13 protein-coding genes and 1 tRNA gene are annotated in these 13,582 nt (G+C 63.3%); 5 read left to right on the forward strand and 9 right to left on the reverse strand.

Annotated features, from left to right (window positions below):
• Positions 1-91: 91 nt before the first annotated feature.
• The 5 genes from hemA to HU230_RS37455 all read right to left on the reverse strand — a co-directional run bounded on the left by hemA (position 92) and on the right by HU230_RS37455 (position 6,381).
• Entirely contained in the window at positions 92-1,321 is a 1,230-nt protein-coding gene (gene hemA, locus HU230_RS37435) for a 5-aminolevulinate synthase (protein WP_176533906.1), read from the reverse strand.
• A 183-nt stretch (positions 1,322-1,504) separates the two neighbouring features.
• Positions 1,505-2,569, reverse strand: a complete 1,065-nt coding sequence (locus HU230_RS37440) for an MBL fold metallo-hydrolase (RefSeq protein ID WP_176533905.1) — start codon at positions 2,567-2,569, stop codon at positions 1,505-1,507.
• Between the two features lie 132 nt (positions 2,570-2,701).
• The gene (locus HU230_RS37445) at positions 2,702-4,846 is read right to left on the reverse strand and encodes a methyl-accepting chemotaxis protein (RefSeq protein WP_176533904.1); all 2,145 of its coding nucleotides are present in this window, start codon (positions 4,844-4,846) and stop codon (positions 2,702-2,704) included.
• 240 nt (positions 4,847-5,086) lie between these two features.
• Positions 5,087-5,833 carry an outer membrane protein gene (locus tag HU230_RS37450; RefSeq protein ID WP_176533903.1) on the reverse strand — a complete coding sequence of 249 codons (747 nt, stop codon included), beginning with the start codon at positions 5,831-5,833 and terminating at the stop codon, positions 5,087-5,089.
• A gap of 227 nt (positions 5,834-6,060) precedes the next feature.
• Positions 6,061-6,381 carry a hypothetical protein gene (locus HU230_RS37455; RefSeq protein ID WP_092123112.1) on the reverse strand — a complete coding sequence of 107 codons (321 nt, stop codon included), beginning with the start codon at positions 6,379-6,381 and terminating at the stop codon, positions 6,061-6,063.
• Between the two features lie 204 nt (positions 6,382-6,585).
• Between HU230_RS37455 and HU230_RS43730 the strand changes: the two genes are divergently transcribed.
• Positions 6,586-6,711, forward strand: a complete 126-nt coding sequence (locus HU230_RS43730; protein WP_275948971.1) for a hypothetical protein — start codon at positions 6,586-6,588, stop codon at positions 6,709-6,711.
• Positions 6,712-7,119: 408 nt separating this feature from the next.
• Here HU230_RS43730 and HU230_RS37460 read toward each other — a convergent pair whose 3' ends face one another.
• From HU230_RS37460 to HU230_RS37470, 3 genes are all read right to left on the reverse strand, one after another.
• Complete coding sequence (locus HU230_RS37460) at positions 7,120-7,773, reverse strand: flavin reductase family protein (RefSeq protein ID WP_176535236.1); 654 nt, start codon at positions 7,771-7,773, stop codon at positions 7,120-7,122.
• A 126-nt stretch (positions 7,774-7,899) separates the two neighbouring features.
• Complete coding sequence (locus tag HU230_RS37465; protein WP_176533902.1) at positions 7,900-8,343, reverse strand: hypothetical protein; 444 nt, start codon at positions 8,341-8,343, stop codon at positions 7,900-7,902.
• A 72-nt stretch (positions 8,344-8,415) separates the two neighbouring features.
• A complete protein-coding gene (locus tag HU230_RS37470; RefSeq protein ID WP_176533901.1) occupies positions 8,416-9,300 on the reverse strand; it encodes an SDR family oxidoreductase in 885 nt (294 codons plus the stop codon).
• Positions 9,301-9,378: 78 nt separating this feature from the next.
• On the opposite strand from HU230_RS37470, the gene HU230_RS37475 reads away from it, so the two are divergent.
• Entirely contained in the window at positions 9,379-10,065 is a 687-nt protein-coding gene (locus tag HU230_RS37475; protein ID WP_176533900.1) for a TetR/AcrR family transcriptional regulator, read from the forward strand.
• Between the two features lie 452 nt (positions 10,066-10,517).
• Here HU230_RS37475 and HU230_RS37480 read toward each other — a convergent pair.
• Positions 10,518-10,592 (reverse strand) — tRNA-Thr (locus tag HU230_RS37480).
• A 133-nt stretch (positions 10,593-10,725) separates the two neighbouring features.
• On the opposite strand from HU230_RS37480, the gene HU230_RS43905 reads away from it, so the two are divergent.
• The 3 genes from HU230_RS43905 (at position 10,726) to HU230_RS37495 (ending at position 13,421) form a co-directional block, all read left to right on the forward strand.
• Positions 10,726-11,136, forward strand: coding sequence for a hypothetical protein (locus HU230_RS43905; RefSeq protein WP_338077328.1), 411 nt, complete (start codon positions 10,726-10,728; stop codon positions 11,134-11,136).
• Positions 11,137-11,273: 137 nt separating this feature from the next.
• Positions 11,274-12,971, forward strand: coding sequence for an FAD-dependent oxidoreductase (locus HU230_RS37490; protein ID WP_176533899.1), 1,698 nt, complete (start codon positions 11,274-11,276; stop codon positions 12,969-12,971).
• 141 nt (positions 12,972-13,112) lie between these two features.
• Positions 13,113-13,421 (forward strand): UBP-type zinc finger domain-containing protein, encoded by a 309-nt coding sequence (locus tag HU230_RS37495; RefSeq protein ID WP_057018148.1) that lies wholly within the window; start codon positions 13,113-13,115, stop codon positions 13,419-13,421.
• Positions 13,422-13,582 lie beyond the last annotated feature (161 nt).

Genomic DNA, 13,582 nt, shown 5'->3' on the forward strand with positions numbered 1-13,582 from the left:
CGCAGGAATGGCCGGGTGCCAGGATTATAACGCAAAGGACCGGCCGTGCGATGCACGGCCGGCCCAAATTCGAGGGTAGGAAAGGATAGGGTTACTCGGCGGCCAGCGACTTCTGGTGCAGGGGCAGGCCGAGCCGGTCCCAGACCTGGAGCAGGGCCTCGGCCAGCGCGTCGATCAGGCCGTCGTCATGGTAGGGCGAGGGCGTGATGCGCAGCCGCTCGCTGCCCTTGGCGACCGTCGGATAGTTGATCGGCTGGATGTAGATGCCGTGGTCCTCCAGCAGCAGGTCGGAGGCGCGCTTGCATTTCTCGGGATCGCCGACGAACAGCGGCACGATATGGGTGTCGCTCGACATCACAGGCAGCCCGGCGGCGGTCAGGATCGCCTTGGTGCGGGCGGCGCGGTCCTGGTGGCGCTCGCGCTCCCAGTTCGAGGTCTTCAGATGGCGGATCGCAGCGGTGGCGGCCGAGCAGATCGCCGGCGGCAGCGCGGTGGTGAAGATGAAGCCCGGCGCGTAGGAACGCACCGCATCGATGATCTCGGCGCGGCCCGCGATATAGCCGCCGAGGCAGCCGAACGCTTTCGCAAGCGTCCCTTCGAGCACGTCGATCCTGTGCATCACGCCGTCGCGCTCGGCAATGCCGCCGCCGCGAGGGCCGTACATGCCGACCGCATGCACCTCGTCGACATAGGTCATGGCGCCGTACTTCTCGGCGAGATCGCAGATCCTGGCGAGCGGCGCGACGTCGCCGTCCATCGAGTAAAGGCTCTCGCAGACGATCAGCTTCGGCCGATCGGGGCCGGCGGCGATCAACAGCTCTTCGAGATGCGCGACATCGTTGTGGCGAAAGATCCGGCGCTCGCAGCCGGCCTGGCGCACGCCCTCGATCATCGAATTGTGGTTCAGCGCGTCCGACAGGATCAGGCAGTTCGGAATCAGCCTGGCGAGCGTCGAGATGCCGGTCTGGTTCGAGACATAGCCCGAGGTGAACAGCAGCGAGGCTTCCTTGCCGTGGAGATCGGCGAGCTCCGCTTCGAGCTGCACCAGCGGATGATGGGTGCCCGCGATGTTGCGGGTGCCGCCGGCGCCGGTGCCGACGCGGGTCGCGGTCTCGACCATGGCACCGACCACCTTGGGGTGCTGGCCCATGCCGAGATAGTCGTTGGAGCACCAGATCACGACGTTGCGGCTGCCCTTCGGCGAATGCCAGGTCGCGTGGGGGAAGCGTCCCGCGATCCGTTCGAGGTCGGCGAACACCCGATAGCGCCGCTCGTCATGCAGGCGGTTGAGGGCGGTTTGGAAAAACTGGCTGTAATTCATCGGCGAACCCAGAAAGCGGAACCTGACCGGAAAAGCTGCCTCTTCTTAGAGCTTTTCCAGCTCTAATGTCCATGCATTGGCCCACATCCGGGCATGCGTCGCAGTTGGGCAAATTGCCCTAGCTGGGGTCTGTCCGGCTTGATTTCGGTCAAATTGCCCGGGGCATTACGGGCCCGGCCGGTCTCAGGTCGTCTTGAAGCGCAGCATGCCGTCGTCGTGCATTTCGGCCGTCAGGCGGCCCTCGACCAGCATGTAATTGACGTGGGCGACCAGTTCGCCGGCGGCGAAGCCCATCTGGTGCTCGTCCAGCACGTGCTTGTGGAACACCACCGGGACCAGTTCCTTGGAGGTCTGCGGCACCTCGCGGCAGGCCTCGGCGATCAGCCGGCAGCGCTCCTCATGGTGATCGGCGAGCTGCTTGATCCGGGTCTTCAGCCCATAGAACGGCACGCCGTGGCCGGGCAGCACCATCACGTCATAGGGCAGGGTGGTGGTCAGGCTGGCCAGCGAGGCCAGATTTTCGCCGAGCGAGTTCTGCTCCGGCTCGACCGCCCAGACGCTGACATTGGGCGAGATCTTGCTCAGCACCTGGTCGGCGGACAGGAACAGCTTGTCGGCCGCGCAATACAGCATCACCTGGTCGAGCGCGTGTCCGCCGCCGGTGATCACCTTGAAGCGCCGCGTGCCGATCACGACCTCGTCGCCATGGGTGAGGCGGTGGTACGACGGCGGCAGCACCGACACGCGCTTCAGGTAGTCCTGGCCCCGGCCGAGCAGCTTCTCGGTCAGGTCTTCGTCCATGCCGTGGCGGCGGAAGAACAGCCGCTGCGCGTTGCGCCGTTCCTCGGTGCCGCGGTTCTGGTGGTAGACCGATTGCAGATATTCGACCTGCGACATGAACAGCGGGCAGTCGAAGCGCTCGGTGATCCAGCCGGCGAGACCGACATGGTCGGGATGCGAATGCGTCACGATCAGCCGCCTGACCTTGACGTGCTTCAGCGGGCCCTCGAACAGCGTGGTCCAGGCCGCGATCGATTCCTCATTGCCGAAGCCGGCATCCACCATGGTCCAGCCGTCGCCGTCGGCGAGCAGATAGATGTTCACATGGTTGAGGCGGAACGGCAGCTTCAGCCGCGCCCACAGCACGCCGGGAGCCACCTCCACGACCTGGTCGTGGCCGGGATGGTTCTCCCAGGGGTATCGCAATGCCTCCGCCGAAGAGGGAAGGCTGTCGGTCTTCGTATGCATGCTACCGACTTAGCGGGACCCGGGCCGCCGCGCCAGCCGAAAAATCAGATAGTCGTCCGGAGAATGGGGTGGAATTGCACCCGAATTCCGTAGCCCGGATCAAGCCGGGCTACGGATCGCACAGAGGCGTTGCTAAGCGGCGCGGATGTTCGACAGGAAGCCGTCGATCTCGGAGCGCAGCACGTCGGCCTCGCGGCGCAGCGCGTCCGAGGCGCTGAGTACTTCGCCGGCCGCGGCGCCGGCCTCGGCCGAGGCGGTCGAGACGCCGACGATGTTGCTCGACACCTCGCTGGTGCCGCCGGCGGCATGCTGGATGTTGCGGGCGATCTCGCGGGTCGCCGCGCCCTGCTCCTCGACCGCGGCGGCGATCGCTGTGGTGACGTCGTTGATCTCGCCGATCGTGCTCGAGATGTTGCGGATCGCGGTGACCGCCGTCGTCGTCACCTCCTGCATGCTGACGATCTGCTGGCGGATTTCCTCGGTCGCCTTGGCGGTCTGGCTCGCCAGGTTCTTCACCTCGGAGGCGACGACGGCAAAGCCGCGGCCGGCTTCGCCGGCGCGCGCCGCCTCGATGGTGGCGTTGAGCGCGAGCAGATTTGTCTGCGAGGCGATGGTCTGGATCAGGTCGACCACGACGCTGATCCGTGCGGCGTTATCGGCAAGCCCCTGCATGGTGGTGTCGGTGGCGCTGGCTTCCTCGACCGCCTTGCGGGCGATCTCCGCCGAGGTGACGACCTGGCGGCCGATCTCGGAGATCGACGACGACAACTCCTCGGTGCCGGCCGACACCGTCTGCACGTTGACCGAGGTTTCCTCGGCAGCCGAGGCGACCGCGTTGACCAATGCGCTCGACTGGTCGGCGGTCGCCGACATGCTCTGCGCGGTCGACTGCATCGAGTTCGCCGCGCTCTGCAGGCTGCCGAGCGCGGTGCGGACCGTCGATTCGAACGTTGCGATCTGCTTCTCCATGCGCGAGGCGCGCTCGGCCTTGGCCGAGCGGTCCTTGTTCTGGTTCTCGGTGAGCTCGCGGCCCTCGATCATGCTCTCGCGGAACACCTGCAGCGAGTCGGCCATGACGGCGATCTCGTCGCGCTGACGGCTCTGCGGGATCTCGGTGTCGAGGTCGCCGTCGGACAACAGCTGCATCGAGCGCTGCAGGCCGCGGATGCGGCGCAGGATGTTGCGTCCGACATAGAGCCAGACGAACAGGAACGAGCCGACCAGCGTCAGCGCGCCGAGCCCGATCATCACCGTGGTTGCGAGCGAGATCTGCTGCCGCGCCTGGAAGGTCGAAGAGTCGGTTTCCTTCTGCACGGCGTCGACCAACTGCTGGACGCTGATGCCGAGCCCGACATTGAGCTTGCGGGTCTCTTCCAGGATGGTCTGGCCGTAATCGATCGAGTCGAGCTCCTTCTGGCGAATCTTGAACACGCCGGTCTTGCCTTCGCCAAGCACCAGAAGCTTCTGCGCGGTGTCGCGCACGGCAACGATCGCCGGATTGTTCGGCAGATCCTCTAGGTTGGACTTGATCCGCTCGCGTCCTTTCTTGAACTCCGCCTCGATCGCATCGAGCGTCTCGCTGGAATTGGCCGACAGCGCCGCGGTCATGTCGGCCGCCATCAGATTGCCGATGGACAGCACGTTGCTGATCTGACCGACGGTGCGGGCCGCTTCCGTGGCATCGTCCGCGGAGACTTCGGCCACGGCGAGGATGGCGTTGAGCCGGGTCTGCGCGTCGAGCATCGCCGGACCGGCGGCGGATGCGAAGGCCCCCTGCGCCTTGCGCAGCGCGTTGTACTGCTTGTCGCGCAGTGCGCCGACGTCGAGCCGCTCATGCGCGGCGGAGATCAGGCTCTTGGTCGCCTCGTCGGTGTTCTTGACGTTCTCCTGCAGCGCGCTGACGACGGACTTGTCGGCGCCGAGTTCGATGATCTCGCCAAGCTTGGCATTGGTTTGCTGCGCGACCTCCTGCACCTTCTTGGTGCGATCGTTGAGCGCGTCCTCGCTCTGCACGGCGAGCAGGCCGGGCCCCTGGGCTGCGAGCGAGGCGCTTTGCGCGGAAAGCTGCAGGCTCGCGGCGAGCCGCGGAATGTCGCGGCCAGAGAGATCGCTCATGGTGCCGCCGAGCTGATGCAGCACGATGCCGGCGCCTGCGCTGATCACGAGCGCCATGCCTGCGATCACGGCGAATGCCGCGAACAGGCTGCCCCTGACCCCCATCTGCGGAAGGCGGATACGCTTGAGATTTGGTTTGCCGAGCTTGAACCGAAACGCCATTGCCCCCGTACCCCCCTGGCCCACTAGCTTGGCCACTACTCTTGGATGTTTCCCCGGCGCGGGAGTATCAATGCGGCGGGTTAACAAAATCGGGAAAATTGCGACGATCTGCGGGATTTTTCGGGGCTGCTGCGTGTCGGCGCCGTGTTGGTTCGCTGTGCGGAATCGATGCGCGCGATCGGACGCAAAAAGGCCGGCGTGAGCCGGCCTTTCCACTCTCGGTTGTGGTGGTCGGTAACCTCAGTAGCGCCCGTAAGCGGGACCGCCGAGGTTGCCGAGGTTGAAGCGGTAGTTGAGGCCCGCCTTCACCGTGTGCTCGTCATTGTGGAAGCTGCCGACCGGCACCAGCGCGCCCGGTGCGGTAAAGCGGCTGTCGCCGAAGTCGTAGTACTGGTACTCGACCTTGGCCGACCAGTTCGGCGCGAACATGTATTCGGCGCCGCCGCCGATGGTCCAGCCGTTGCTGTGGTTGTCGCTGAGCGCGAAGGGTACCTGCGCGCCGCCCAGCGTTACCGTTTCGTTGTTGTCGGAATAGGCGTAACCGCCCTTCACATAGATCAGGCCCGGGCCCCAAGTGTAGCCGACCCGGCCGGTGATCGAGGCGATACCGCGCTGGTTGTTGTTGTAGACGTAACCGCCCGGGAAGATCGCGTTGAGCTGGTGGCCGCCGACCCAGGAATACTGGCCTTCGAGGCCGATCACCCACATCGGCGACAGCTGCCAGTCGTAGCCGCCCTGGACGCCGCCCATGAAGCGGGCGCTGGAGTCCGACAGCGCGAGGCCGTTGAACGTGTTGTTCTGCGAGAACACGCCGCCGAGATGGCCGCCGAGATAGAAGCCGGTCCAGTTGTAGAGCGGCGCGGCGTAAACAGGCGCGGGCGCCTTCTGGTAATAGCCACGGGAGCCGAGGTCGGCGGCCTGGGCGGTCGCGCCAAAGGCAGCGACGGCAACAGCTGCGGCTGCGGTTGCGAGCAGGAACTTCTTCATAGGGCAGTCTCCGGACAAGTCATGAGGCGCGGCGTGAATGGCGCCATCCATGGCGATGCGTTAGACCGCATTTGAATAAAATGCTGTCACCGAAAGACGACTTGGAGCGTTAAGTCGCGGGCGTTGCGGCGAAACGTTTTGTTGTGCCTAACGAACGCTTAAGCGGGAATGACGGAAGGCTTAACGGGCCGCGCGCGACGTGCTGCTTCCGTTAACCAAGCCGTCTGCTAGTCCAATCGCTTGCGCACGTCGTCGCGCATCTGCTCGCGGAACGCCTGGCGGCGCGCGGCGCGGTCCTTGACCGGAACGTCGTGGCGATCGAACACGTCGAACTTCTCCAGGATCGGATAGTGCTCGCTCGCCATCGCCAGCACGCGCAGCAGCGCGGCGACCTTCGGGGTCGGGCCGGTGACTTCCCACTTGCGGAGCTTTTCGGCGCCGCCGGCCGCCGGCAACCCGCACAGCTTCGCCATGTCCGCCGCCGTCAGCTTTCGGCCGAGTGCCTCGCCGAGATGTTCGCGCAGTTTCTTCAGTTCTGGGCCAGTCACTCTTGGGTCCGTTCCGCGACTTTGAAGTGTGAAGTGAGTCACATGACGTGATCGAGGCGCAGGTTATACGCCGCGCATGCGACTTCTAGAGCCCTTTCCGTTTCGATTGAATCGGAACGTGGCTTTAGATTCTTGTTTTGACGCGTTTTCTTCACGCGAACCGGTACCCACTTCGCTCGAAAACGCTTCTCGAAGGAAACCGTCATGCATGGCATCATCGAAAGCCTGAGCCCCGAACACGGACAGATCGATTGGAAATGGGTCGGCAGTGTGTTCGCGTTCTACGTGGTGCTGATGATCGGCGGGGCGGGCCTGCTGCTCGCGCATTGATGCGATGTGCTTGGGACAGGCTGTTATTCGGCGCACGGTTTGCCCCCGATCGGCGCCGAAGGTTGACCCCCGGACAACCCAGCCGAACTCCTTGAACCATCACCCAAATGTTCATCACGTATAGGGTCAATGTTGTAAGCCGATGGGGGCCAAAGTTCGCGCTTATTTACACATCGCGATCGACGGGACATTCTACCTTACGACAAGTCGTGAGTATTGATCGGCGGTAACCGCCGCGAAAAGTAGCAGTCTGCCTGACGTTCATTGATAAGCGGCCGCAGCTGTAGACTCGGGTTAAGGCGAAGCAATCGATCTTCAAACGTGCTTCGCCTTGAGCCAATGCAGTTGCCGGCGATGCAACAGTAACAGCTACGCCAAGTGTCTTTACGCGAAGCCTCGAATTTCTACCTAAGATCCATGAAAAGCTGGATGACTGCTTCCGGGTGGACGTTCCATTTCAAACACCCGGTCCTGCGTGACCTCTACGTAGTCTCCACCCCGCCCAGATCTCAATATTGGGTTTGCGAGCGCCGTCTGATAAACGCCATCCTTGATAAGGGATTTGTCGATGTAAACTGCCACAACCTCCCCCAAGACCAGCCACCCCTGCACCTTCTCGCCTCTGGCGTTCTTAAACTGGACAATTTCAGTGACCTTGCATTCCATGGCAGCTCGACTTTCACGAACTCGGGGCACTTTGACGTGCCGGCTTGCCGCAGTCGCCAGCCCGGCAACGTCGAACTCACTCACACCGTGCGGGACAGGTGCCGCCGTCCTGTTCATCTGATCACCAAGATCTTTGGTCACGAGATTCCAGACAAATTCGCCCGTTTCTGAGACATTCTTGACGCTGTCTTTCCAAGCGATGGATGCAAAGCCCAAGATCGGCGGGTCGTAGTTGAAGGCATTAAAAAAGCTGTACGGCGCCAAATTAAGTTGCCCACTCTTGCTCTGAGATGAGATCCAGCCGATCGGGCGCGGCGCAATGATTGCGTTGAAAGGATTATGTCTCAGACCATGACCTTGCGACGGTTCATAGTAATGAATATTTTCGAGATTCATGGTTTCTGGCCCTGTGTGAAATTGGAAATGACCGATGGGGGTGAGATCATCCATGCTTCAAGCTGTAAGAACGCATTGTGCTGACGTCACCAAGAGCATCGCCGAGAGCAAGTTATGCTCGAGCGTTCATACCTTTTCAGCCTCCTTCGCAGTGTGAGTGCTGGCCCAAAGAGATCCAGGGTTGGTCCGATCGGGATAGAGTGCAAGCATCCGGTCATAAAGCTGCCGAGCCGTCTCGCTCTCATTGTTGAGTTCATCGAAGTCGCGAATGTACTGGCGCGTCGCGTCGATGTGGCTCGGGCTGTTGTCGGGATCGAGCGGACTTTGGCCCACGACGACCGCGGTCGGATTTAGCGCAGCGATTTTGTCGATGGCCGCGAGCCAGGCCTGCCGACCATTTTGCCCAGCCTCCGCGAGATAAGGATGGGTCTCGTTGTAGCTTGTAGAGCCGCCGAAGCCGTGGGCCATCGTCACTGCCGGATGAGTTCCCCTCCCATCGGGTACGAACAGCCAACCGTGAAGGGAAACGCCGCCCTCCGCCGGAACGGCAACATCGAGCTTGCTAGTCATGGAGCACCGCTTATGTCATAGGACTTGCAACATCGTTTGGGGCTTCCCCTAAACTGGCTCCTTCTCTTTGATCTACTTCCGAAACTTCGAGATGTTTTCGCTCAACCAGTCCGCGGCAGACCGCGGTGCGTGGCCCGTCAAATTTTCAACCGTTGACGTCGTTTCAGCGAGCGCCGAATCGCGGAAAAGACGATCCAGCCCGACCAGCAAGTCAGCCACAAATTCATTCAGTCCCGAGGCGAGCAGTTTTTCGCGTTGCTCTGCGGCGCTTCGCTGCTGATATGTGACGGTCCGACCAAGTAGTTTCGATATTTCTTCGGCGATCTCTGGCATGCTCACCGCCCGTGGGCCGGTCAGGTGACAGGCGCGCTGAGCAGTCGGGTGTGCGTCGTCCAGAAGAGCAGCGCGCGCGACGTCCGCAACGTCGCGCGTGTCGATCAAATTAACCAGTCCATCGCCCGCCGCGCCGCCCCATGAGTCATCGGCAACTTGAGCGCCCGCCCGTGCCAGGACATCGACGAAGGTTGATGGACGCAAAACCGTGTAGCCGATGTCGAGAGTCGCGAGATGCGCCTCAATTTGCATGTGCCAGTCCATCGGATGCAACCGAGAGGGCGGACCCATCGCGGACAATTTTACGATGTGACCGACACCTGCGCCGACAGCTGCATCGATCAGTGCAATCTCGTTGCCGACTTGCCGAGGTGAGGTGCCGTGGGCAAGAAAAAGCCGATCGGTGCCACGCAAGGCGTCCTTGAGACTAGACGGCACATCGAAGTCTACCACCGCAAGAGAAACATCGGAGGGAACGCGTTGTACGTCCGGATTCCGGGTCAGCGCCACCAAATCAAGAGGTTCGGATACCAGGCTTGCGATGAGGGCTGAGCCAACGCGTCCTGTGGCGCCGGCGACGGCGATGCGGGGGCGACCGTCGTTGGTCCCTGAGGATTTGAGCATTGAGTATCCTTTGGTATCTTGGACCGATCAGTCCAAGACTACTGGAACGATCGTTCCAACATGTCAAGCGAGAATTCCATGAGCGGAAAGCCCCAATTTGATGACAATGCCGTGATCAGCTCCGCGATGGAGATCTTCTGGCGCCATGGCTACGCAGCATCGTCGATCGATCAACTGACGACCGCGATGGGTCTGTCGCGCTCGAGCATGTACAAGCGGTTTCGGGACAAGGACGGTTTGTTCCAGGAGGTTCTTTCGACCTACGCCGAGCGCGTTCTGAAGCGGATGAATGCGGTCCAAGCCAGTACGAAGCGCCAGCAGCTTGAAGCTCTCTTTCACGAATTCCTGCCCAGAGAGGGCAAGACGGCGCGCCCCCCCGGCTGCATGCTCGTTCGATCCTGCACGGAAATGGCCGATCTGCCACCTGCGAGCCAAGCGGTCGCGCGGGAAGGTGTCTTGGGCCAGCGCGCCATCCTCAGCAAAATCTTGCGCGATGCGGTCGCCAGCGGAGAATTGGCCCCGTCTTCCGACGTCGCCGGTCTGTCGTGGCACTTCCTCGGCGTGTTGCAGGCCATGATGAACTTGCCGCAGGCCGGCGCCACGACCGGAGAGCTTCGCCGAGTTGTCGAACTTGCGATGCTGGCATGGCCATCGGCACCAGCCGCTGCGGCGCCTCAACGGTCTGGCAAACGGAGATCATCCAGCGCAAGGCCTGGCGAGGTCAGGATGCCGAGGCGCGCCGGCAGGAACGAAGACCGTTCATAAGAGGACCCTTCACATCCGACCAGAAACGTCGGCGCCAAGCGCACGCCTCACGCGAGGGCAACTCGGATGCGTGCCCACTCCCAGGAAGCACCATCACCCTTGCTTGCTGGCAACGATCCAGCAAGCGTCTGCGCCTCTGACTTGAGCCCCCTTTCAGTTCAGTCTTCTGCGCCTGCGTGTTATTCGGCGCACGGTTTGACCCCCGATCGGCGCCGAAAGTTGACCCAGCCAACACAGCCGAACTCCTTGAACCCATCACCCAAATGTTCATCACCTATGGGGTGCCGATGGGGGCCAAAGTTCGGCGCTTATTTACGGACGCGGAATCGCGGGATGTTGGATCGGACGCGCTTGGACATTGAGCAGTTCAAGGAAACCATGGTCTGTGTGGCACTCTCGTGTGGGACTCACGACCGAATTTCCAATAGAATCAATGCATCCAATAGGAAAGGTGGTGCTGCCAGACAGGATTGAACTGTCGACCTCTCCATTACCAATGGAGTGCTCTACCACTGAGCTACGGCAGCGTGCCCGGGAAAAACTGAATCGGCCCCAAGGGCCCGTCCAAGCGGGCGGTTCTTGCCACAGGCCTCCCGTTGGCGCAAGCGAAACAGCGCCGCTGTTGCCGATGAAATCGGCAGAAACTGACGTTCCTCGCCGGTGATTCTGCCCAATCCGGCCGATTTCCGGTCCGATTGGGTTCCGATCCTGCCGGGAAGCCGGAACCGCCCGACCGCCGAATCATGCCGCCTGGCGCAACTGGCCGACCGGGCAGGGTGCGCGGGCGGCGGCCATTGGCTATGTTCGGCCTCGCGGAAGGCGCGACGGCGGTTCGAGAGTTTTGCAATGACAGGTGAGCATAACAAGGGCGGCGGGCAGGCCGGAGCCCGCGTGAAGGATTCACGACAGGATCGTCTCAAGCTGGCGCTGCGCGAAAATCTGAAGCGGCGAAAATCGCAGGCGCGCGGTCGCGAGGATGTGGCTTCCGAACCAGCCCAAGCCTCGTTAGATGACGCCTCGTTGGACGACGGCGCGCGAGACGACGCCGGCGGAAGCGAGCCGGGCCGCTAGAGCGATTTCTGCGAGATGGACATCAGTTCGTGCAGAAAATCCGGCAAAACGACAAGCCAGGGCCTGGGTTCTGGTTCTAGTGAGAATCGAAACTCCGGCCGGTTGGCATTTGTTGCAACAAGAAGCGAGTCGCCGAGATGGCCATGGATGAGACGACGATCGATCGGCTGAACGCCACCGCCACCGCCTTCCCGCGCCATGAGCAGACCTTTCCGACCCTGACGGGGCACGAGATCGAGCGGATGCGCCGCTTCGGCGAGCCGCGCTCGTATGGGGATGGCGAGGCGCTGTTCGAGACCGGCAAGCCGGGGCCCGGCATGTTCGTGGTGCTGTCGGGCAGCGTGTCGATCTCCCAGCGCGATGGCCTCGGCCGTGTCACGCCGATCATCGACCAGGGGTCGGGGCAATTCCTTGCCGAGATCGGCCAGCTCTCAGGCCGCGCCGCGCTGGTCGACGGCCATGCCGAGGGCCCCGTCGAGACGCTGTTGCTGCCGCCCGAGCGGCTGCGCGCGCTGCTGGTCGCCGAGGCTGATCTCGGTGAGCGCATCATGCGCGCGCTGATCCTGCGCCGCGTCAGCCTGATCCAGGGCGGCGCCGGCGGGCCGGTGCTGATCGGCTCCGCGTCGGTCGGCAACATGGCGCCGCTGCAAAATTTCCTGGCGCGCAACGGCCAGCCGCATCACGTCCTCGATCCCGAGACCGACAAGGATGCGGCCGACCTCGTCGCGCGCTATTCGCCGACACGCGCCGAACTGCCGCTGGTGGTCTGTCCGAACGGCACGGTGCTGCGCAATCCGTCCGAGACCGCGCTTGCGATGGCGCTCGGCATGATCGGCAACAGCGCGCATGACAAGCTCTACGATGTCGCCGTGGTCGGCAGCGGCCCGGCCGGGCTCGCCACCGCGGTCTATGCGGCCTCCGAGGGGCTGTCGGTTGCGGTGTTCGATTCCCGCGCCTTCGGCGGCCAGGCCGGCGCCAGCGCGCGGATCGAAAACTATCTGGGCTTCCCGACCGGGATCTCCGGCCAGGCGCTCGCCGGGCGCGCCTTCAACCAGGCGCAGAAGTTTGGCGCCGAGATGCTGATCCCGGTCTCGATCAAATCACTCGACTGCTCGAAGGCGTCGGGCGCGTTCACGCTCGCCACCGGATGCGGGCACACGCTGCGCGCCAAGTCGGTGGTGGTCGCGAGCGGCGCGCGCTATCGCCGGCCGGCGATCGACAATCTCGAGAGCTATGAGGGCCGCGGTGTCTGGTACTGGGCCTCGCCGATCGAGGCGAAGCTCTGCGCCCAGCAGGACGTCGTGCTGGTCGGCGGCGGCAACTCCGCGGGCCAGGCGGCGGTGTTCCTGTCGGCGCATGCGCGCCAGGTCAACATGATGATCCGCGGCGGCGGGCTCGGGGCCAGCATGTCGCGCTATTTGATCGAGCGCATCGAGGCGACGCCGAACATCGAATTGATGTTTAACACCGAGGTGACCGGGCTGGAGGGCGCGGAGACGCTGGAGCGCGTGCGCTGGCGCAGCCGGCTCGCGCCGGACGAGTTCACCATGGATATCCGCAATCTCTTCCTGTTCGTCGGCGCTGATCCGGCGACCGGCTGGCTCGAGGGCTGCGGCGTGCAGGTCGATCGCGGCGGCTTCGTGATGACCGGTGTGCAGAACGGCGAGGGCGCGCCCGCCGTGCCGCTGCTCGAGACCACGGTGCCCGGCGTGTTCGCCGTCGGCGACGTCCGCTCCGGTTCGGTCAAGCGCGTCGGCGGCGCGATCGGCGAGGGTGCGCAGGTCGTCGCCGCGCTGCACGGCTATCTCGCCGATGACGGCAGCCCGTCGCTGTAGCCGCCGCAATGGGCGATCGATGCGGCGAGCACGAGCTCTCCCGTCATCCTTCGAGGCTCGCTGCGCGAGCGCCTCAGGATGACGGATCAGGCAGGCGAACGAGCTGAATTCGAAGCAACCGCATCCGAACGAGAGATCAAAATGACAAAAGGCTGCACCCATATCGCCGGCATCCAGGATGTCACGCCGAGTGCGCTCGGCTGCGAGGAGTGCCTGAAGAGCGGCAGCCGCTGGCTGCATCTGCGGATCTGCCGGACCTGCGGCCATGTCGGCTGCTGCGACGACTCGCCGAACCGGCATGCGACGGCGCATTTCCACGCCACCGGCCATCCCGTGATCGAGGGCTACGATCCGCCGGAAGGCTGGGGCTGGTGCTACGTCGACGAGGTGCTGTTCGACCTGTCGAAGCGCAAGACACCGCATAACGGGCCGATCCCGCGCTATTATTGATTCAACTTCTCACGAGGCGCACCGGCCAGGCCGTGTGACATCGGTGCGAAAATTTTTCGGCAAGTGCCGGCGCCGGTAAATTCTCATGAGATGTCGGCCGTCCTGCCATCGAACCATGTAGCAATTTTCAAGGACGCATCGTAACGTGGTGCGGGTTCTCA

The organism is Bradyrhizobium quebecense (genome assembly GCF_013373795.3).
Lineage (GTDB): Bacteria > Pseudomonadota > Alphaproteobacteria > Rhizobiales > Xanthobacteraceae > Bradyrhizobium > Bradyrhizobium quebecense.